This is a genomic window from Bacillus aerolatus (assembly GCF_009183655.1).
In the GTDB taxonomy this organism is placed as follows: Bacteria; Bacillota; Bacilli; order Bacillales; family Domibacillaceae; genus Pseudobacillus; species Pseudobacillus aerolatus.
The window spans coordinates 205,490-227,138 of the sequence record NZ_WEIO01000005.1 but is presented as its reverse complement, the minus strand read 5'-3'; the positions used below and the strand labels follow the sequence as shown (position 1 = coordinate 227,138).

The window sequence follows — 21,649 nt, the reverse complement described above, 5'->3', positions numbered from 1 at the left end:
GGAGGCAGGCAGCGTTGAACCTTAAAACGACTATTGGGGGCGAAACCTTCCAATTTAAAGATTTAAAAGATTTGTTTGCAAAAGCAAACGAAGAAAAGTCGGGAGACCGGCTCGCGGGAGTGGCAGCGGAAACTGTGCAGGAACGGATTGCCGCGAAAGCCGTCTTAAGCGATATTACATTAGCAGATATTCGCAATAACCCGCTGATCGAAGCAGATCAAGATGAAGTGTCCTTCATTATCGAAAATGATTTGAATGAACCGATTTACGAGCAGATGAAAAACTGGTCAGTAGCGGAACTGCGTGAATATATGTTGGACAACAAAACGGGCGACAGAGAGCTAAAGCGTATCAGCCAGGGATTGACAAGCGAAATGATTGCTGCGGCAACTAAACTGATGTCAAACCTTGATCTCGTGCATGCTGCGAGTAAAATCGAAATTTTATCAACATGTAACATTACGATCGGACAGCGGGGGACGCTTGCTTCGAGATTGCAGCCAAATCATCCGACAGATAACGTAGAAGGCATGATTGCTTCGTTGAAAGAAGGCTTGTCTTACGGAATTGGCGATGCGGTTGTCGGTATTAATCCGGTTGATGATTCCGTTGAAAGTGTGAAACGGCTGTTAGAAGCAAGCCACGAGTTTATCGAAGAGTGGAAGATTCCAACTCAAAACTGTGTGCTTGCGCACGTAACGACACAAATGAAAGCCATTGAAAAAGGCGCACCGGCGGATATGATTTTCCAAAGCATCGCCGGCACGGAAAAAGCAAACCGTTCCTTTGGTATTTCAGCCCCGCTGCTGCAGGAAGCGGCGGATTTGGCGAAAAAGTTTGGAACAAGTGCAGGGCCTGAGCGTCTTTACTTTGAAACTGGACAAGGGTCGGAACTGTCGGCAGAAGCTCATTACGGCATTGACCAGATGACGCTTGAGGCAAGAAACTACGGATTTGCGAGACACTACAATCCATATATCGTGAATACAGTCGTCGGCTTTATCGGTCCAGAGTATTTATACAACAGCAAACAAGTCATTCGGGCAGGGCTTGAAGATCATTTCATGGGAAAAATGCACGGACTGCCGATGGGTGTGGATATTTGCTATACGAACCACATTAGGGCTGATCAAAATGATATTGAAGATCTCGGCGTGCTGCTGACAGCGGCGGGCGTGAACTTTATTATCGCGACTCCTATGGGAGATGACTGCATGTTGAACTATCAATCAATGAGCTATCACGATATCGCCACGCTGCGGCAGACACTTGGCAAGTCTCCTTCTCCTGAGTTTGCTGCCTGGCTTGAAAAAATGGGCATCTGGGAAAACGGCCGGCTAAGTGAGCGGGCTGGAGATCCGACGATATTTTCGAGATAGGAGGCGAAAGCATGAAGGAAGAATTAATTGCTTCAATCACGAAGCTCGTTGTAGAAAAACTAAGTCAGGAAAAGACGCAATCAGAACCGGAAGTAGACTTATGGAGCAAGCAGCCGAAAAATTTGCCGCTTGAAGCTGCTGCCGGACAACCGGAAGGACAAGTGCGATTTAAGCCGCTTCAAATGCAAGAAGCAAACGGCAAGCAGACGGTTAAGCCGCTTTCCCAGAAGGGAGAGTTTTCCTCGCCGGAGCAGGAAAAAAAGGAACAGCAGTTAGAGGAGCTTCGGAAAAAGACCCCTTCGCGCATAGCAGTCGGCCGCGCAGGCAGCCGGCCGAAAACGGATACGTGGCTGAAATTCCGCTTTGATCATGCGGCCGCTGTTGACGCTGTGTACGGTGAAGTGTCTCCAGCTGTATTAGAGAGCCTTGATTTATTTTCTGTTCAGACGAAAGTAAAAGATAAAGAAGAATACATTCGCCGTCCGGATCGCGGCCGCCAGCTGTCTGACGAAGCGAAAGCGATAATTAAACAGCGGTGCCAGTCTTCTCCGGCTGTGCAAATTGTTATTTCCAACGGACTAAGTGCAAAAGCGATTGAAACGAATATTGAAGATGTCTATTTGTCGCTGCAACAGTCACTCAATAATCTCGGTATTCAAACGGGAACGACATTTTATGTAGACAAAGGCCGCGTCGCTTTAATGGATGAAATCGGTGATTTGCTGACGCCGGACGTGGTCGTTATGCTGATCGGGGAAAGGCCGGGACTCGTAAGCGCCGAGTCGCTCAGTGCTTATTTATGTTATAAGCCGCATAAAGGCGTACTTGAAGCGGAGCGAATGGTCGTTTCCAACATTCATAAAGGCGGCATTCCACCGGTAGAAGCAGGCGCTTATCTCGGAACAGTCGTTCAAAAAATTTTAAAGTACGAAGCAAGTGGTGTGTCTCTTGTAAAGAAAGAAAATTAAGGAGGTGGAAGCGAAGCAATGCTATTACCTCGTGTAAAAGCCGAAATTTTATCGATCCGGGTAATCCCTAACGTCGACCAAGGCCTGGCCAAAAAGTTTAAACTTGCCAGCAGTCACCGCAGCATCGGGTTGTTCACCGCGACAAGCGATGACATTGGATACACAGCGCTTGATGAAGCTACGAAATACGCAGATGTCGATGTGGTGTACGCCAAGTCATTTTATGCAGGAGCAAACTATTCATCCGGCCCGCTGTCAGGAGAATTTATCGGCGTCATTGCCGGCCCGACGCCGGAGCAGGTGAGAAGCGGCCTCGAAGCGATTCAGGCAACGGTTGATTCCGGCGCTTTCTTTGAAGCGTTAAACGAAGAGGAAAGCCATCTCTTATTTGCTCATGTCGTTTCGAGAACAGGCAGTTACTTATCTTCTGTGGCAGGAATTGCAGAAGGAGAGGCGCTGGCGTATTTAATCGCTCCGCCTCTAGAAGCGATTTACGGACTTGACGCTGCATTAAAAGCAGCCGATGTGGAGATGTGCGAGCTATTCGCCCCGCCATCAGAAACGAACTACGGCGGCGGACTGCTCACAGGCAGCCAGTCCGCCTGCCAGGCAGCGGCTGATGCTTTCCGGGATGCAATTACTGAACTTGCGAATGACCCGATTCGTTATTAAATGCTTTTGTTCATTTTATAAAAGGAGTGTGATGACATGTCTTTATTAGTTGACCGCGATTTGCTTGCTCTTCAAGAGATGCGGCAAGTGGTCGGAAAAGCAAAAGAAGCCCAGCAGCGCTACATGTCTTTTTCACAAGAACAAGTGGATCAAATTGTCAAAGCTGTGGCTGAAGCGGCTTATGAGAAGTCTTATGAACTCGCCGTCATGGCTGTAGAAGAAACAGGCATGGGTGTGGCTGAACATAAAAAAATTAAAAATGAGGTCGGCTCCCGGGCTGTCTATGAATCAATTAAAAATGAAAAGACGGTCGGTATCATTAACGAAGACCGCGAAAAGAAGCTCGTGGAAATTGCTGCTCCATTCGGCGTTGTAGCAGCGATTATTCCAACGACGAATCCGACATCTACTGCTTTTTTTAAAACATTGATTTCTTTAAAAACGCGCAATGCGATTGTCGTCAGCCCTCATCCTTACGCAGTGAAATGCACGATGGAAGCGTTGAAAGTATGTGAACAGGCAGCGACTGCGGCAGGTGCGCCGGAAGGGTTAATCGGCTGTCTGTCATACGCATCGATGGAAGCGACTCAGTCGCTGATGACACATAAAGATGTGAATGTGATTTTGGCAACTGGCGGCGGGGGACTCGTGAAAGCTGCTTACAGTTCCGGTAAACCAGCGTACGGCGTTGGACCGGGAAATGTGCCGGTTTATATTGAAAAAACAGCAAAAGTCGAAAAAGCGGTCTCAATGATCGTCGACAGCAAATCGTTTGATTACGGAACGATTTGTGCGACAGAACAAGCGATTATCGTGGATAAACAGATTTCATCGGCAGTGCGGCGTGAATTGCAGGCCAATGGCGCTTACTTGCTGAATCAAGAAGAAAAAGCGCGTATGGAGAAAGTGATTTCACCGGTACCGGGAAAAGTGAATCCAAAGATTGTTGGAAGAAGCCCGGCCTTTATTGCTGGATTAGCTGGTTTGACGATTGATGATTCTATTCGGATCTTCGTTGCTGAAGAAACGGAAATTGGCAAAGACGTTCCTTTTTCCTTAGAGAAACTGTCACCGATTTTCGCTCTTTATACAGCAGAAGACGAAAGGCATGCGAAACAGCTATGCAGCCGTCTGCTTGATCTTGGTGGACGCGGCCACAGCTTATCGATTCATACAGAAGACGACCGAGTGGCAAGGGAATTTGCTCTCGATATGCCAGTGTCCAGAATTTTAGTCAACACGCTTTCGTCTGTTGGAGCCGTCGGCGGCACGACAGGACTTGCACCATCGCTGACGCTTGGCTGTGGCACATTTGGCGGTAATATCACATCCGATAACATCACTGCCCGTCATTTGTTGAATATTAAACGGATGGCGTACGGAATTAAAGAAGTGGATATCCCGAGAAAAGGATCGATCCAAGTTCCATCCTCTCCATTAGTGGAAAATAAGGAGACAGATGAAATTGTCCGGAGTGTTATTGCCGCTATGGGCAAAAGCGCTCAAGTGGACGTGAAAGAAGTATCTCAACTTGTTAGTAAAGTGATTGAACAATACAGCAAATAAAAATTAGGAGGAATTTAAAATGGCAAGAGAAATGACAGCATTAGGTATGATCGAAACAAAAGGACTAGTGGCATCAATTGAAGCAGCAGACGCAATGGTGAAAGCAGCAAGCGTTCATTTAGTCGGTAAAGTACATGTCGGCGGCGGAATTGTAACAGTATTGGTCCGCGGTGATGTAGGCGCAGTTAAAGCAGCAACTGATGCTGGAGCAGCAGCGGCTCAGCGTGTAGGCGAACTGAAATCCGTTCACGTTATCCCACGTCCGCACAACGAATTGGAAGCGATCCTTCCAAAGATGCCGGAAATCACAGAATAAGCATTTGACTGTAAAAAGAGAGGTGAACGCTTATGGATCCACAGTCGATTCAATCCATTGTGGAAGAGGTGCTTCAGCAGCTAGGCCAAAAACAGCCAACGCTGCAGCCGAATCAAATTCCGATAGCTGTATCAGGGCGTCATGTTCATCTATCTGAACAACATCTGGCTGTTCTGTTCGGCGAGTCATACGCATTAAAGAAAAAAAATGACTTATCGCAGCCCAATCAATTTGCTGCCGAAGAAACGGTTATTTTATCAGGCCCGAGAGGCACGATTGAGCGGGTACGAGTGCTCGGACCTTCCCGGAATCTTACGCAAGTGGAAGTTAGTCAGACGGATGCGTTCAAATTAGGAGTCAAACCCCCGATTCGTCAGTCAGGTGACATCAAAGGGTCGTCCCCGGTAACGATTATCGGACCAAAAGGCAGCGTCTATTTAACGGAGGGCTTAATTATCGCCCAGGCACACATTCATATGTCGCCTGACGATGCAGATCGTTTTCAAGTGAAGGACGGCCAGTATGTTCAAGTGACGACTGGAACCGAACGGCCGATCACATTTGGCCGGGTTCTCATTCGGGTATCGCCTTCTTACCGGCTGGAAATGCACATCGACACCGATGAAGCCAATGCTGGATTTATCCGGACTGGGCAAATAGGGGAATTAATTATTGCCGGGCAGGCAGCGCCTTCTCCTTCTCCTGTTATGGTTCAGGAAGTGAAGCACGCAAGCACGGTGTTTGAAGGCAAGCTATTGACTCAGCACGATGTGCAGCAAAGCGCAGAATCGGTTATTCAAGTGCGGAAATCAACAATCGTAACGCCGTTGGCGAAAGATACAGCACGTGATTTAAGTAAAAAAATAGAAGTAATCGACAAGTAGGGCGGTGATGACATGCAAATGGGTAAGGTAATTGGAAACGTCTGGGCAACGAGAAAAGAAGATGGGCTAACTGGATTAAAACTTCTTTTTGTTCAGCCGATTCATCCTAACGGTTCGTCGATTCATTCGCCGATTATTGCTGCCGACCGGATTGGAGCAGGAATAGGAGACGAGGTGATCATCACAGAAGGAGGATCAGCCCGATTCATTATGCCGGACAATCCTCTGCCGATCGATGCCGTCATTATCGGAATTGTCGATTCAACTGAAATCGTCCAGGAATAGAAAGGAGTGGAACGGATGCCAAGAGCAATTGGGATGATTGAAACGCGGGGACTGATTGGTTCTATTGAAGCGGCCGATGCGATGTTAAAAGCAGCGAACGTGGAACTAGTGAACCAGGAAAAAATCGACGGTGCACTCGTCACGATATTAGTAGAAGGCGATGTAGGAGCCGTTCAAGCAGCAGTAGAAGCTGGAAAAGAAGCGGCGGCACGCGTAGGAGAACTAGTTTCTTTTCATGTGATTCCGCGAATTGATGAAGATACGTATCAATTAGTAGAGCGTCCGAAGAAAATTGTACATGCGCCTATAAAAGAAGAACCTCCGGCAAAGCCAGTCCAGACTTCTAACCGTTCAAGAAAAAAAGCAGATCAGCCTCCTTCACAAGGAGAAGAGCAATAATCAACTGACACTCATCAGTAAGAAAGGAGCAGTTCCATGGCATTTAAGCGTCCGAAAGTGGCGGTCATTGGCGCAGGTTATACTGGTGCGACAACCGCTTTAATGCTGGCTCAAAAAGATTTAGGCGACATTGTGCTCGTGGATGTGCCAGAGCAAAGCAATCCGACAAAAGGAAAAGCGCTTGATTTGCTGGAAGCAGGTCCTGTGCAGAAATTTAACGCGCGCATTAAGGGGACGTCCGACTACCAGGACATTCAAGGCGCCGATATGGTTATTATTACGGCCGGTATCGCCAGAAAGCCGGGGATGAGCCGGGATGATCTCGTTACGACAAACGCGAAAATTATGCGGTCGATCTCACAAAAAGTAGCTCAGTATGCACCGGAAAGTTTTATTCTTGTGTTAAGCAATCCGGTGGATGCCATGACGTATGTATGTTTTCAAACGACCGGCTTTCCGAAAAACAGAGTAATCGGCCAGTCAGGTGTTTTAGATACGGCCAGATTTAATACGTTCGTCGCAGAAGAGTTAAATGTGTCCGTGGAAGACATTTCAGGCTTTGTCCTGGGTGGCCATGGCGATGACATGGTGCCGCTCGTTCGCTACTCATATGCTGGCGGGATTCCGCTTGAGAAAATTATCCCAAGCGACCGCCTCGAAGCGATCGTCGAGCGGACAAGAAAAGGCGGCGGCGAAATTGTCAACCTTCTCGGCAATGGCAGTGCTTATTATGCCCCAGCAGCATCGCTCGTTGAAATGGCTGAAGCGATTATCCGGGACAAGAAAAGAATTCTCCCGTCCATTGCTTACCTAGAAGGAGAATACGGCTATCATGATCTTTACCTCGGTGTGCCAACCATTCTCGGCGGCAACGGCATCGAAAGCATTATCGAACTGCCGCTTACAGCTGAAGAAAAAACAGCACTTGAAAAATCCGTTGCTTCCGTCAAACAAGTAATGGCAATTTTATAAGACGTGTAATAAACAAGAAGCTCATAAGCTCATCGATCTCTCCTTTAACGAGCGGTGATGATTTGTGAGCTTTTTGTTCATTTAACGTGCCAGAGGTCAGTCCCCCATCGCTTTAAAGCGATGGGGGACTGACCCCCGGTGTATTAATGCGCTAAAGCGCTGTTTATTGCCCGAATCCCATGGTCGGCTGCTGGGGAGCGGTGTTCCAGTCTTGCCGCCACGTTTTTTTGTTGTTTGTTTGCAGATCTTTGATGACTTTGTCGATGTCGACTTGATTTTCGTAATGCCATTGAAGGGCGATGGACATGTACAATTCATTGAGCTGGGCGATGGAGAGACCGTCTGTTTTTTGGAAGAGCCGCTCTGCTTGTTCTTCAGACATAAACTGGTGGATGTTTCTCTTTTGCAAATACCGGCGTCTGGCATCCGCATCAGGCAGTTTAATTTCATAAGCACGGTCAAAGCGTCCCGCACGGTTGATTAAGGCGGGATCAATTTTTTCCGGATAGTTTGTTGTGCCGATCAAGAAGATGCCTTCTTTAGAAACGGCACCGTCCAGTGTGTTTAAGAAAACAGAGCGCGCTTCTTCCGGCATGGAATCAATGTCTTCGATGACGAGAATCATCGGTGCCATTTTCAAAATCGTCGTAAATACTTCTTTAATTGAGTAACTCGTTGTGTACTCGGTAATTTGCCAATAAACGACCGGTGCAGATGTGCTGCCGGCAATCGATTTCACGAGCGTCGTTTTTCCGTTTCCGGGTGCGCCATAAAGCAAAATGCCACGCTTGTACGGAATGTCGTATTTTTTAAAGAAGCTGCCGCTGTGAAGAAAAAATTCATCAATGGAGCGGAAGATTTCCGTTTTGACGCCTTCTTCCAGCAGCACATCTTCGCGGGACACTTGATGAGTGATTTTTTCTTGAATGCGTTCGACACCATCTTCCGTATCGCTGAAAATATTGACGTAGCCTTTCATGTACTCTTTTTGACGGGAGTAAATAAAGTCCATAAACGCAAGAAGGCTTTCATCATTGTTGGCAAAAATGAAATCTTCTTCGTAATCTTCATGGCTTTGATAAATGGGAAGCTTAGCGAGCGCGACTTCAAAAGCTGGAAAGTAAAAAATGGAATTGTTCATCGACGGGCGAATGATAAACTTATTTTCTCCTGTGATAGATGAAAAGCTGATGGCCCGGGTTTCTAAGCAATCGAAGACATTCGCCAGCAGCTGGACGTCATCAGCATCGCGAACAGCGATTTGTTCGACTGTTTCCCATACTTCCTCGACGTCTTCCTTCATTAAATACATGTGAAAAGAAAGGCCCGTTTCTTTTGTTAGCAATTCTTTTATTCTATGAACAGATACAGCAAAATCATAATAATGGGGCATCGCTTCCTTAGAAACGTGCTCGAATTGAATAAGTGGTTGAGTTTTTTTCATCGTAACTTCCTTTCTAGTCCTAGTAAACCCCAGACCTTGCGACGGATATACATACAAATGAACCCCCTGCTATTACAAAGCAAACTCCATTATAACACGGCCCAAGTTTTTGGACTGACCTTCAGTGCTTTAAAGCGCTGGGGGACTGTCTCCCGTCACGTTAAAGTGTCAAAGTGCTGTTCCAACCGGTGTTTTAAAACCGTAAAAACTTGTAATGTAAAATAGATAGTATAGGAGAGGAAAAGATGGTAGAATACAATGGCGGTAATTTACTAAAAGGCGATATTTATAAAAAAGCGGTCTTCTTTTTGTGATATAATGGAAAAGGTGCATTTGATACATAAGCTTAGTCGTAAGAGATTTGTTGCAATGAAATTAAAGAAAAAACTATTGAGTATGGCAGCCCTGCGCCATGCCGATTATGATAAAAGGAAACTGAAAGAGAAGAGGAACAGATCAACATGTTGAATCAGAAGACACTTTTGCTGCTGCTCGTATTTTTGGTTTTGCAGCCGGTTATTGATGTAATGACCACGGCATCGCTCATGATTTTTAACGTAAATATTACAGTTGGTGTCATCGTCCGTGTGCTCTATATGGCGGCGATTTTGTTGTTATTATTGAAACTGGCTTTCTCCAGCCGTCTCGCCAGGAAATATGTATTTTACTTAATTGGTCTGGCGGTTGTGATCGGCATAAATATTGCCGTAAATATGAATTTGAAAGATCCTTATTTTTTGTTTAAAGAATTAAAGTTTTATAATAAAGTGATTTATTTTCCAATTTTGTTTTTAGGATTTAACATGCTGTATTTGCAGCTGAAAAAAAACCGTACGCCATTTGTGGAGAAAACAACCTCTTACTTTTTATATTCATCGCTTATTATTAGTGCAGTATTTATCGTGTCCTTCTTAACGGGGACAAGTTTATCCAATTATTCCCACACAAAAATTGGTTTTACCGGCTGGTTCTTTGCAGGTAATGAAATCGGTGCGATTATGGCCATCATTTTACCGTTAACGGCTCTTTATGCCATTGAAAAGACAGAGTCGTTCAAAACGAGCTATTATTGGGTACCGTTTGTTCTTTTATCCATTTCCATGCTGTTTCTCGGCACGAAAGTGGGCTACGGCGGAATTGTGATCGTACTGGCTGCCGCATGCATATCCCTTTTGATTATTTACTTGACGAAAGAACGGACGGCAAAGACACGGACGAACATGCTCGTTGCATTATTCCTCCTTGCTGCGTTAGCTCTCTCCACTCCATTTACACCGGTCTTTAATAATATGTATGCCCACCTTGGTATACTTGGGATTGATCTCAGCAGCAAAGAAAAGCCCGATCCGGAACAAGAAGTGGTGGAAGAAGAAGTACCCGAGACGGAACCAGAAGAGCCGAAAGTGACGCAGGAACAGTTCCAAAATCTTGTTTTCAGCAGCCGCGAAAAGTATTTAGCTGATTTCAAACAAGACTTTGCAGAGGCACCGATTCTTCAGAAGATTTTTGGGACGGGATTTGCCGGCAACTACGATATGCCTGAACCAGGAAAAGAACCGAAAATGATCGAAATGGATTTTTACGATATCTTTTTCTCGCTTGGCATCTTTGGCTTCCTGTACTTAATGGCACCGCTGCTTTATTACGCCATTCGCTTTATCGTATACTTTGCTATTCATATTAAAGAAACCTTTACGATCCCTTACGTCATGTATGGCGTCGGCTTCGTATTGGCTGTCGGCATTGGAGCGACAGCAGGACACGTCTTTACTGCTCCAGCCGTCTCCATCTACGTTGCTGCCATCATGGCGATGCTCATGGTTCACAGCGACACTGTTGATGACTAAAAAACAAATGGAAAGTTATAACGCTTTAACTTGGTAACGCGGCGGGGGTCAGTCCCCCGGTGCACTAAAGCGGTAAAGCCCTGCAGACTTTTTCTGCAGGGCTTTTTTGGTTGGAATGAATGTTTTTAGATTTTTATTACTATTCTTAGGTGGAGGACTGGACCCGATGAGTTTTTTTATACGGTGAACGGGGTTTGGGCTGCCTTCTTGTGGTAAATGATAGTAAAGAAATGAGGTTTTTTAAAAACAGGGCAGTTGTTTATGATGATGGAAAAGCGGAAGTGAAGGTGGTGTAAATATGCGGTTTATAAGGTTGGTGAAGCGGGTGGGCGGCCGTTTTTTTGCTGAACGTTTTTTTGACCAAGCAGCGCAGACAGCTTATTACTTGTTGTTGTCCGTTGTTCCTTTTCTCATTTTTATGCTTTCTTTAGTGAGCTTTTTTTCTGTTAAAGAAGGGGACATTTTAAGTGTCATAGAGCCATATGCACCTGCAAATACGTATGATTTAATTCATGAGAATGTAGAAGTTGTTCTTGAAAAAGGAAAGGGACAATTAGCCTCGATCAGTTTTTTCTCTACGTTTTGGCTGTCTTCTATGGCTATTCAATCGCTTGTCCGTTCTCTAAATGAAGCCTATCGGATCCAGCGGCCTTTCTCATTTTTTCAAGGGGTTGTAAGGGACTTGGGGGTCACGCTCATTTTTATGTTCCTTGTGCCGCTTTCCTTGCTTATTCCACTAGCCGAGCGGCTGCTGCATTTGTTAATTTCAACAGAATTGATTGGATCCATTGAAACAGCCGCTCCTTTTTTAACGATGTGGACAGTCATTAAGTGGGGGCTCGGAACGTTGTTTTTATTCGGCTTTTTTATCTTGTTTTATAAAATCTTGCCGAATGGAAAGCAAACGGTGCAATCCGTCATTCCAGGAGCCATATTCGCAGCCGTCAGCTGGCAAGCAATGTCCGTAATTTTTGGTGAATACGCCGGCGGCGCCAATTACACGCGTATTTACGGCCAGCTTGCCGGAATCATCGTCCTCACCCTTTGGTTCTACCTCACCGCCGTCGTGCTCCTTCTAGGAGGACTAATCAACACCGAGCGGATTTGATCCTTTACCGCATTAACGCAGCGGGGGTCAGTCCCCCGCTGCGTTAATGAGGTAAAGGGATGGCCCCTGGCACTATAAAGCGATAAATAAAAAAGCACGATCTCAATAAAAGCGAAATCACGCTTTTATTGAGATCGTGTTGTATGTTTATTCGTAATAGTTCCACGAGTGTTCGTAGCCGAAGTAGGCATTGTTTAGTAGCTGCTGGCTGACTTTGTTTTTAATTTCGCTTGCTGAGAAAAAGAGGACGACGGCTTTTTTCTGGTTTGGACCGACGGTGATGTTTTTGTATTCTCGAGCTGATTTTGTTTGGGCGATGATCGTGCCGTCGTTCGTGTGCAAAGTGTATTTACCTTTAATGTTAAACGCTGCTTGGCGGGTGTTGTTATACATCATTAAATTCATTTTCAAGCGGCCGTCAGATTGGAATTGCGCACTTTGGATGTCGACTTGAACACCTGTGCGGAAGCGCGTCTCAAGGGCTCGGGCAACGAAGACGGAAAACTCTGTCCGGTTAAGGATTTTGTTCGGCATGAAGTAGCCATTGCTGCCGCCCGCAATGCCGGCGCTGCCGAGTGTTGCCACATATTTATAGAACGGGTCACTGCTTTTTATATCTTTAAAAGAAACAAGATATGAATAGTTAAATCGGAAGCCTTCAGTAATAATTTTCGCCATATGCGAACGCTTTAATTTGCCGTTCGGGTTAAAATAATTCGCTTTACTAAACACACCATATTTCGTTAAAACAGCAATTTCTTTGTAAGCTGGATGCGTAACGGGTACGTCACGGAAGCCGGGATTTGGTGCAGATTCTTTCTCGACACCTAAAGCTCTTGCTAGAATAATAGCAGCGTGATCGCGCTTGATCGCATCATTTATGCCAAATTTGCCATTTTTATAGCCGGAAATGATGCCGTTTTGAACGAGGTAGTCAATTTCATCTTTCGCCCAGAAGCTTTTTGGCACATCGCTGAATGAAGCCGCTTGTACTGCACTTGCTGCTTTTGAGCTGCTCTTAACAGCTGTTGTGCCTTGCGTTGTTGCCTCTCCAGCCGCGGACGCCGTGCTAACGGCAGGCGTCAAAAGAACTAATGCTAATAAAGAGGCAAACAAAATTTTTGCTGCTTTTTTCACTCCATACACCCCATTTGTTATAATTTTCTCGTTTTTTACCAACATACATATTTTAGCAATGCAGTAAAAATTATTCTATATACTTTTATAAAATGAGCGGATAACACTAGGTCTTTATCTTAAAATAAAAAATTCAGCTAGATAAAAAGGATAAAAGACTCTTTTTTAAATAAGTAAATACGATCAGCATAGGAGAGGGTGCTAAAATACCCCTGTGCAAAATCCTAGGGACGATTGTTTCATGAGATTCTCGAAAGTATCATTCTGACACAGAAAGAAAAAGGCTGCCAATTGACAGCCTTTTTCTTCATTCTTCAGCTTCTGCTTTTTTGTAAGAAAAATTTATACAACCAACTTCCGGCGAAAGAGAGAATGACAGCCATTAGGAAGCTGGAGATAAGTACGCGAATCGCGCTCACAGAGATCGAGTAGTCCATCGTTTGCCGGTCGTTGTCGAAGCCTTCTGACATAAACTCACCGTTCAAGAATACCCCACTTGCCGCAGCAAGAATCGCAGTGAACAAACTATAAACGAGGCCAAATATGACAAACGTTTGCCAACCGGCCTGATTTGATTTAGCAAGTGAATAGCCTGCCCATAAAAGGAAACCAGCTGGAATGAGAATCGCCAGCTTTAAATATAAGGCGATATTATTCATATCGAGGAAAATATCGAGATTTTGCGTCATCCCTCCAAAGCTGTCTTGGAATCCTCCGAAGATGGAATAGCGCATTTCTACATTTGATGCAAATTCATCCACGTTCATCTTGAAAGTCAGCGGTGTAAAATGAAGCATACTGTAAACAATAGCTGCCAGCTGTGCGCCAATGGAAGCGGCAAACGACCATGTTTTTTCAAGCAGCTCACTGGATAGTGGAAGATCGAACAAAGTAGAAAAGTCGATAAAGCTTTCTTTCCATTCGTTCAATTTAGTGCCGACGATCACAGTAAAAATGACAGCTAAAAGGGCAAAGCCGCGAACGAAAGCAGAAAAACCTTGATGCACAGCTTCGCCGTAAGGCATAAATCTTTCCAGATGTTTCGTTACATGGCGGTTGTCTAAACTGAAAAGCATGCCGAGCAAGCTAACAAAGGCACCGAGTAATGCTCCTTTCAAGAAAGCAGCAAGGAAGAAATAAGACGTATCGATGGCAGCCTTGAAGCTTTCTCCTCCTTCATTGACTTTCAAATCATAAGAAAAACCGCTGAAGAAAGATAGAATGGATAATAAAAGTCCGTAAACAATACCAATACTGATTGCGCCCGCTAATAAAAGAGAAAAAGACTCGTCTTTCGTCTGGCGCCGGTGCAAGGTGCCTGCAAGAAACAAGGTGATCAATGGAAACAGCAAAAAGATGAGCGAAGAGGCATCTATTTTTAATTTACCAGCAAAGCTGCCTTCGTCATAGTTAAGTACTCCTCTAGCATCCATCGTGTAAGTCGGCGAGACTAAGTGGGAAATCATTGCTACGTCGGTAAACCCAAAAAGGTGGCCGGGCGCTTTTACATTGGCTCCTGTTTCCTCTGCGATTTCCTCCGCTAATTCCTTCGGTGTCGTATCAAACATCTGAGCGAATAAAGAATCATAATATTGATTCATAGATGAAGAGACGAGGAAGCTTAGCGCGAGCATCAGCAGAAAAGCGAGCGTAGCCGGAAGCAGTGCTTTTTTGAATGTTTCTTTCGTAAAAAATGAAGAAAATGAAAACGAATAATTTTTAACCGGGACGATGACTGATTCAATCGCCGCAGCTGATTCTTTTTTAGCATGTGTCAATAATGTGTGCCCGCAAGCTCCGCAATAATTTTCACTGCCCAGTGTTCCTTCTCCGCATGATGGGCAAAAGCTCGTTTCTCTTTTCAGCAATTGAAGCTGGTTTAAAGAAGCAGAGTTGGCAAGAGATGTGCCGTCCTGATGACAATAGTTGCTACCTTCCGGGTTGGCGGCTCCGCATAATTTACAATACATTGGTCTGTGCTCCTTTCATCGGTCTCACACTGTTTTTACTCCACAGCAAATGCAGAATAAAGCAGAAGCCGGGATTTGTTCTTCACAATGCGCGCAAGTCTTTGTTTCAACGTCTGTTTCTGTTGAAGGGATTTCAACTTTTGTGCCACAGCTGCCGCAAAATTTATCATCAGCAGTAATGGGGTTTTGGCAGTTTGGACAAGTGCGGGAAATCGCAGACTGGGCATTAGCAGCCGCAATTGCCTGCTGGGCCTGATAGATTTTATGATCAAGAGCACTAAGAGAAGCTGCTTTTTGTGCCCACTCATCCGAATGAATTTCTTGGCTGCGCAGCTTTTTGTACACCTCTTCACCGAGCTGTAAAAGAATTTCGTTTCTTTCAAGGTACGTCTCTTGAATTAACCGTTTATATTGGCTAATTTCCTGGGCGCTTTGAATTTTTTGTTTGCCTGTCTGCAGACTGTCTTGAAGTTTATTCAATCCGCCGCCAATTTTTGTTTGTAAATCACTCACAATATTCACTCCTTTAAACTATATACCTACAAATTTACCATAATGATAAAATAATAGTGATATTTTCATAATTTTTTTTGTATAATGTTGTCAACGACGGTGTCGTTTGGCAGATAAAATGGAATGGAAGAGGGAGAAACTGTGATATATTGTAAAAACTGTGGAGAAGAGCTAAAAGCGGGCCAGTCTTTTTGTACGAGCTGTGGCCATACTGTACAGCCGTCAATTGAAGAAGAAAAAATCTCTCCAGTACATAAAGAACCGGTCAGCAGGCGTAAAAAAGGATGGATAGCCGTCGCTTTACTGCTCATTGTTGTGACAGTGGCCGGATGGAAAATAGCGGAGAGTATGAATAAGCCGTTAAAGGTTGTCAAGGAATTTGAAAAAGCAGTAGATAAAAATAATGCGAAACAAATGGCTAAGCTGCTGAACAGCGGGCAGGATGAAATGGAAGTCGATGAAGAAGCCGCGGCGCAGCTGCTCAAATTTTATCAAGAAGATCCGTCCGCTTTAGCAGAGACGAAAGAAAATTTAAGAATGGAAGCGAAAAAGATTGAAAACGACGAGCTGTTCAGTAAGAAAGAAGCGGGACTCTTATCGATTGTAGAAGCAGGAAAGGCATGGGGAATGGTTCCGAAGTACGGGCTCGATTTTCAGCCGGTTTATTTTAAAGTGTCAGCTAACCGGAAAGGTGCTGCGTTGAAAATTGATGGCCGCGATGAAGGTAAATTGCAAGAAGACGAAGCGAAGACGTTCGGACCGTATTTGCCTATACCTCATGAATTAGAAGCTTCTAGTAAAGGAGAATATGCAACGGTTGAAGATAAAAGAGAAATTGATCCGCAAGAAGAAAACAATCATAAAATTGAAATGGAATTTGATTTGAGAGGATCTACTGTGCAATTGTCTTCCAATTATGATGAGGCTATCGTTTTTATTAACGGGAAAAGCACGAATAAAACAGTAACAGCGTTGGCTGAAATTGGTCCGGTTCCGGTGGATGGTTCATTAAAAGTTCATGCGGAAGTGAAAGAAAAAGGCCAGCTGTTAAAAAGTGAAACGGTTGTTATTACAGAAGATGAAGTACATTACGGAATAGATTTGCTGCTTGATGATTCGGCGATTCGTGAAGCGGAAGAACGGGCAGAAGCAGCATTAGCTGAAAAGGAAGCGAATCGCACCAAAGATGAAACAAGCATTGAAAACGTCATTTACGACCATTATGCGAATATCACGATTGGAAGTTTATCGAGCGCTTACGATTCGTTCAGTTCCAGCCGTAAGTCAAAAGTCGGCTACACCAAATGGTCAGAAGGATTCGGCAATAACATTGAAAGCGCCGTTTCGTATGTTACAGTAGAAGAAATAAACGGAAATAAGGCAGTCGCTTCTTTTGAAATGATTTCCCGTGATGATCAAGGTAACGGAAAGGAACTTGTACAAACATGGAACGGAAAATGGAACCTTGTTAAAGAAGGATATTACTGGAAACTGGATGCACCTAAAATTACGAAAACGAAAGCTGTGACACAATAATGAAGAAAACCTATCAATTATTTTCACTGGGCGTGGTGTTGCTTTTTATCATTGTCCTTACTGTCCAGTTAAATATGGACAATGATGAACCAGGTGAGTCAAAAGAAACGGCGGCACCTGTAAAAGAACTGCCTAAAAAAGAGATGCCTACGAAAGAAACGACAGCGCCAGAGCCGGCTGTTATGGAAGCTATTGAGCAGGAAACAGACATAAAAGTAAAAACAGAAAAAATAATAGCAGCCATGACGCCAGAAGAAAAAATTGGTCAGATCATCATGGTCGGCTTCCACGGAACAGAAGCGAGCACAGAAATTAAAGATTTGATTCAAAATAAACGAATCGGCGGCGTCATTTATTTTGACCGCAATATGTCTTCAGCAAGTCAAGTAGCGAAGCTGTCCAATTCCTTGCAAGAGCTGGCCGAAGCGTCTCCTTTTGACGTGCCGCTCATGATGGCGGTTGACCAGGAAGGCGGCGATATTTTACGCATGCGGGAAAACGTATCGCCGATTCCTTCCCAGCAGCAGCTGGGGCAGATGGCAAGTGCCGAAGAAGTGTACAACGTGGCTAAATTAAACGGCAAAGAGCTTGATTCCATGGGTATTCACATTAATTTTTCACCGGTACTGGATTTATCGGAAACAGATACCCGATCCTTCGGGAAAGACCCGAAAAAAACATATGAGTACGGCGCTAAGGTCATCCAGGGGCTGAATGATTCTAGTGTGACCGGAGCCGTGAAACACTTTCCGGGCCATGGCCGGAGTAATGTCGATCCGCATGTGGAAACATCATCTGTTGAAGCGGACCAGCTTGAATTGGAAAACTCTGACCTGTATCCATTCGCCAAAATGATTCAAGAAAAGGACAACGGTCAATTTTTCGTCATGGTAACTCACGTGAAGTACCCTGCCTATGATAAGGACAAGCCGGCAAGTTTATCGCCGATTATTATGGAACAATTGCTTCGGGAAAAGCTTGGCTATGATGGTCTCGTCGTTACTGACGATCTGGAAATGGGTGCAGTTAATAAATACTATTCATACGAAGACATGGGCAAAGAAGCAGTCCAGGCTGGTGCTGACTTGCTGCTCGTCTGCCACGAATATGAGCATCAGCTCGAAGTTTACAATGCTCTAATCAAAGCCGTTAAAAGCGGCGAAATTCCGATTGAGCGAATAAACGAAGCAGCCGGGCGGGTCATTTCATACAAACTTACAAACATCGAGCAGGCAGAAGTGGACCCTGACAAGGCAGCTTCCATTGTGAAAAACACCGATCACATTCGAATGATTCAATCTATTAAATGAGTAAGTAAGCCTGTAGAGAATCTCTGCAGGCTTTTTTGCCGTATTTGCCAGACAGTCCGTACACTAGCTGAAACAGCTGACGTGTTATGGTCGTACAACAGCTTTAATCGGCGGAAAACTGTATTGACTAGTCAGTTTAGATAAATGTCCAATGTTTAAAGTACATACTTTAGTTCTTTTCTATTAAACTTCTTTTAAAGTATTCTAAGTTTTTTGTAAAATGAATTGCTTTTTTTCAAGAAACTACTAATCTTTTATTATAGGTCTTTTTTACATAAAAGGGGGAGTTTCATTTGGGGAAAAAGAAGGCGTCTCATCATAAATTAATGGCGTTAACTGCAGCGGCTGCGATCACTGTGCCGGCAGTTAGTCCTGCTGGAGTTTTAGCTGAAGAGGCGGCGTTTACTGACGTATCTGCACGATATGCAGAAGCGGTGTCTTATTTAACAGAGAATGGCATTACGAAAGGTCTGACTGCCAACCAGTTTGGTACAGCCAAATCGATTTCTCGTGTAGATGCGGTGATCCAAATGGCGCTTGCCTTAGGATTCGACCCGAAAGGTACATATAAAGATGCCGGCTTTACTGATGTGCCGAAGCGCGGCCAGTGGGCAGTAAACGCACTTGCAGAGAAAAACATTGTTGCTGGAAAAAAAGCGGGGACGTTCGGAGCGCATGATGCGATTACCCGAAATGAAACAGCCCGGCTGATCGCGCTTGCTTATGAACTTCCAATGGTTGAATCAGTGCCAGAAACAAGCTTTTCCGATGTGAGTGAAAAATGGGCACGGTATGTGGCCGCCCTTGTTAACCATGGAATTACAGAAGGAAAAGCAAGCAGTCATTTCGGTGCGGACGACAATTTAACACGTGGAGAATGGGCGCTATTTTTGCATCGGTTGTCTACAAGCACGGAGAAAGAATTTAATCTGACAGTGATGCATACAAATGATACGCATGCACATGTTGAAAATGCTGCGAGAAAAGTGACAGCGATTAAAGAAGTAAGAAAAGTGAAACCGGACGCGCTGCTTTTGGACGCCGGCGATGTCTTTTCAGGCACACTTTATTTTAATGAATACCTAGGACAGGCTGACTTAGAGTTTATGAATCTAGCTGGCTACGATGCGATGACATTCGGCAATCATGAATTCGATTTAGGTACGAAGCCGTTGGCTGATTTTATTGAAAACGCGAAATTTCCTTTCGTGAGCGCCAACGTGAATTTTTCGAGCGATGAGAATGTGAAAGGATTGTTTAAAAATGAAATGTCAGCATCTCCGCAAGATGGCACGGTATACAATGGCATTATTAAAGAAGTGGACGGAGAAAAAGTCGGCATTTTCGGCTTAACGACGGCTGAAACGACGGATATTTCCAGTCCGGGAGAAGGAGTGGCGTTTGAAGATTATCTGGAAGAATCGGAAAAAGCGGTCGCTGCGTTTGAAGAACAAGGAGTAGATAAAATTATTGCTTTGACGCATATCGGCTTTAAAGATGGCGGCGGAGACAATGATATGACACTGGCGCAAGAAGTGGAAGGCATTGATATTATTGTCGGCGGCCATTCCCATGACCAGCTGAAGGAGCCGGTATTAGAAACGACAGGCACAGATCCGACAGTCATCGTTCAAGCGAACGAGTACAATAAATTTTTAGGCACGCTTGACGTTACATTTGATGAAAACGGCAAAGTGATTGGACACGCAGGCAAACTGATTGAAATTGATGCCAAAGATGAGGGCGGAGCGTATGTGTTGAAGGATGACCCAGAAGCGGCGAAAATTTTAGCAGAAAAGTATAAGCCGGCCGTCGATGAAAAAAGAAATACAGTTGTTGGTGAAAGTGATGTAGCTTTGAATGGAGAGCGCGCAGATGTGCGGACGAAAGAAACGAATCTTGGCAACCTGATTACAGACGGGATGCTGGAAAAAGCAAAAACGATCAATAAAGAGGCAGTGATTGCCCTGCAAAATGGCGGTGGTATCCGCGCGTCGATCAATGAAGGGAAAATCACGCTTGATGAAGTACTGACAGTTATGCCGTTTGGCAACTCACTGGCACTGATGAATTTGACAGGAGCGGAAATTAAAGCCGCGCTTGAGCACAGCGTGAAAGAAGCGCCGGGACAATCGGGTGGTTTTTTACAAGTGTCCGGTCTGAAGTTTACGTATGATAGCAGCAAGCCGGCGGGAGCGCGCGTTCAGTCGATTGAAGTGAAAAAAGGCGGCGAGTATGCACCGCTCGCAGATAGCGATTCATATATTGTAGCGACGAACACGTTTACGGCTAAAGGGGGAGACGGATATGATATGTTCGGCAAAGCGTACGAAGAAGGCCGCGTTAGCGAACCGGGCTTCGTCGATTGGGAAATGTTCAGAGATTACATCCAGGCACATCCGGGTATAACACCGGAATCAGAAAAACGAATTATTGATACGAAGCAGTGATGATAAAAAAGAAGCCTTTTCCTACCTGGAAAGGGCTTCTTTTTTTTGTGCCGGGGTTTAGAGGGAGCTTCATCACTTTAAAGCGTAGGGGGACTGACCCCTGGCACTTTAAAGCGTTAAAGGGCACAAACGAAAAGATTTTGCTTTTTAACAGGAGAAAAGGAGGAAGGTGTGGAATGGTTGTCTAGGAAAGTTATTTTATATGGAGAGAGGTGCATAGTATTTGGCAAGAAAATTAAGGGTATGGGTACCGGGCGCGGCTTATCATATTACGTGCCGCGGGAATAGGCGGGCTGCCTTGTTTTATGATGATGCTGACCGTAGGAAGTACTTACAATTACTTGAAGAAACTCGTTTTTATTTTCCTTTCCACCTGCACGCCTACTGCTTGATGACAAACCACATCCATCTTCAAGTGGAAACAATTGACCACTCCACAAAAGATATTATGAAAATGCTAAACTCGCGCTACGCCATTTATTTTAACAAGCGCCACGAACTGGTTGGCCACGTATTCCAGGGAAGATACGGCTGTCAGCAAATTAATTCCATTTATTACTTTTTGAAAGTGAGCAAGTACATTCATCTTAACCCGTTAGAAGCGGACATCGTTATCCAAGCGCAAGATTATCCGTGGAGCAGTTACGGAGCTTTTATTTTTGATCAGTTCAATCCCCATGTAAACCTCGATAAAACCTTATCCTATTTTCCAAATCCCGAAAAGAAAGCTTACCGCCAATTCGTCGAATCACCCCATGATCTTCCCGACATTCTTTTGCATCCCTAATACTACCCACCAAGAAAACCCTACAAACTAATCCCACACAATGAAGCAAACACCTAAATACAATACTTTAATGCGTTAATGCAACGGGGGACTGACCCCCGTCACG

General features: G+C 44.7%; 18 protein-coding genes and 1 pseudogene. 15 read left to right on the top strand and 4 right to left on the bottom strand.

The features are described from left to right. Positions 1-14 precede the first annotated feature (14 nt). The 9 genes and pseudogenes from F9802_RS10710 (at position 15) to mdh (ending at position 7,441) form a co-directional block, all read left to right on the top strand. Complete coding sequence (locus F9802_RS10710; RefSeq protein ID WP_152151753.1) at positions 15-1,379, top strand: ethanolamine ammonia-lyase subunit EutB; 1,365 nt, start codon at positions 15-17, stop codon at positions 1,377-1,379. A gap of 11 nt (positions 1,380-1,390) precedes the next feature. Next, positions 1,391-2,347, top strand: a complete 957-nt coding sequence (gene eutC / locus F9802_RS10705; protein WP_152151752.1) for an ethanolamine ammonia-lyase subunit EutC — start codon at positions 1,391-1,393, stop codon at positions 2,345-2,347. Positions 2,348-2,365: 18 nt separating this feature from the next. Next, the gene (gene eutL, locus F9802_RS10700; protein ID WP_152151750.1) at positions 2,366-3,019 is read left to right on the top strand and encodes an ethanolamine utilization microcompartment protein EutL; all 654 of its coding nucleotides are present in this window, start codon (positions 2,366-2,368) and stop codon (positions 3,017-3,019) included. A gap of 36 nt (positions 3,020-3,055) precedes the next feature. Beyond that, positions 3,056-4,585 (top strand): aldehyde dehydrogenase family protein, encoded by a 1,530-nt coding sequence (locus F9802_RS10695; protein ID WP_152151747.1) that lies wholly within the window; start codon positions 3,056-3,058, stop codon positions 4,583-4,585. Between the two features lie 19 nt (positions 4,586-4,604). Continuing rightward, positions 4,605-4,901 (top strand): ethanolamine utilization microcompartment protein EutM, encoded by a 297-nt coding sequence (gene eutM / locus F9802_RS10690; RefSeq protein ID WP_152151745.1) that lies wholly within the window; start codon positions 4,605-4,607, stop codon positions 4,899-4,901. Between the two features lie 32 nt (positions 4,902-4,933). Continuing rightward, positions 4,934-5,587 (top strand): annotated as a pseudogene (gene pduL, locus F9802_RS10685) (phosphate propanoyltransferase); the annotation flags it as partial. Between the two features lie 210 nt (positions 5,588-5,797). After that, positions 5,798-6,070, top strand: coding sequence for a EutN/CcmL family microcompartment protein (locus tag F9802_RS10680; protein ID WP_152151740.1), 273 nt, complete (start codon positions 5,798-5,800; stop codon positions 6,068-6,070). A gap of 15 nt (positions 6,071-6,085) precedes the next feature. Further along, positions 6,086-6,469, top strand: coding sequence for a BMC domain-containing protein (locus F9802_RS10675; RefSeq protein WP_152151739.1), 384 nt, complete (start codon positions 6,086-6,088; stop codon positions 6,467-6,469). Positions 6,470-6,505: 36 nt separating this feature from the next. Beyond that, complete coding sequence (gene mdh / locus F9802_RS10670) at positions 6,506-7,441, top strand: malate dehydrogenase (protein ID WP_152151737.1); 936 nt, start codon at positions 6,506-6,508, stop codon at positions 7,439-7,441. A 163-nt stretch (positions 7,442-7,604) separates the two neighbouring features. Here the strand turns inward: mdh and F9802_RS10665 are convergent, their stop codons facing one another. Next, positions 7,605-8,885 carry an AAA family ATPase gene (locus tag F9802_RS10665; protein ID WP_152151735.1) on the bottom strand — a complete coding sequence of 427 codons (1,281 nt, stop codon included), beginning with the start codon at positions 8,883-8,885 and terminating at the stop codon, positions 7,605-7,607. Between the two features lie 461 nt (positions 8,886-9,346). On the opposite strand from F9802_RS10665, the gene F9802_RS10660 reads away from it, so the two are divergent. Further along, positions 9,347-10,732, top strand: coding sequence for an O-antigen ligase family protein (locus F9802_RS10660; RefSeq protein ID WP_152151733.1), 1,386 nt, complete (start codon positions 9,347-9,349; stop codon positions 10,730-10,732). Positions 10,733-11,030: 298 nt separating this feature from the next. Then, positions 11,031-11,840 (top strand): YihY/virulence factor BrkB family protein, encoded by an 810-nt coding sequence (locus F9802_RS10655; RefSeq protein ID WP_152151732.1) that lies wholly within the window; start codon positions 11,031-11,033, stop codon positions 11,838-11,840. 147 nt (positions 11,841-11,987) lie between these two features. Here F9802_RS10655 and F9802_RS10650 read toward each other — a convergent pair whose 3' ends face one another. The 3 genes from F9802_RS10650 to F9802_RS10640 form a co-directional block, all read right to left on the bottom strand. Then, positions 11,988-12,977, bottom strand: a complete 990-nt coding sequence (locus F9802_RS10650) for an S-layer homology domain-containing protein (RefSeq protein WP_191991873.1) — start codon at positions 12,975-12,977, stop codon at positions 11,988-11,990. 314 nt (positions 12,978-13,291) lie between these two features. Further along, on the bottom strand, positions 13,292-14,947 hold the full coding sequence (locus F9802_RS10645) for a zinc ribbon domain-containing protein (RefSeq protein WP_152151728.1): 1,656 nt from the start codon (positions 14,945-14,947) through the stop codon (positions 13,292-13,294). Between the two features lie 24 nt (positions 14,948-14,971). Next, complete coding sequence (locus F9802_RS10640) at positions 14,972-15,460, bottom strand: zinc ribbon domain-containing protein (protein WP_191991871.1); 489 nt, start codon at positions 15,458-15,460, stop codon at positions 14,972-14,974. 141 nt (positions 15,461-15,601) lie between these two features. Between F9802_RS10640 and F9802_RS10635 the strand changes: the two genes are divergently transcribed. The 4 genes from F9802_RS10635 (at position 15,602) to F9802_RS10620 (ending at position 21,543) form a co-directional block, all read left to right on the top strand. Next, the gene (locus F9802_RS10635; protein ID WP_191991869.1) at positions 15,602-16,996 is read left to right on the top strand and encodes a zinc ribbon domain-containing protein; all 1,395 of its coding nucleotides are present in this window, start codon (positions 15,602-15,604) and stop codon (positions 16,994-16,996) included. Continuing rightward, positions 16,996-18,306, top strand: a complete 1,311-nt coding sequence (gene nagZ / locus F9802_RS10630) for a beta-N-acetylhexosaminidase (protein ID WP_152151724.1) — start codon at positions 16,996-16,998, stop codon at positions 18,304-18,306. Before F9802_RS10635 ends, nagZ begins: the two co-directional genes overlap by 1 nt. Positions 18,307-18,632: 326 nt before the next feature. Further along, positions 18,633-20,756, top strand: a complete 2,124-nt coding sequence (locus tag F9802_RS10625) for a 5'-nucleotidase C-terminal domain-containing protein (protein ID WP_152151898.1) — start codon at positions 18,633-18,635, stop codon at positions 20,754-20,756. Between the two features lie 223 nt (positions 20,757-20,979). Further along, positions 20,980-21,543 (top strand): transposase, encoded by a 564-nt coding sequence (locus F9802_RS10620; protein WP_152151723.1) that lies wholly within the window; start codon positions 20,980-20,982, stop codon positions 21,541-21,543. Positions 21,544-21,649 lie beyond the last annotated feature (106 nt).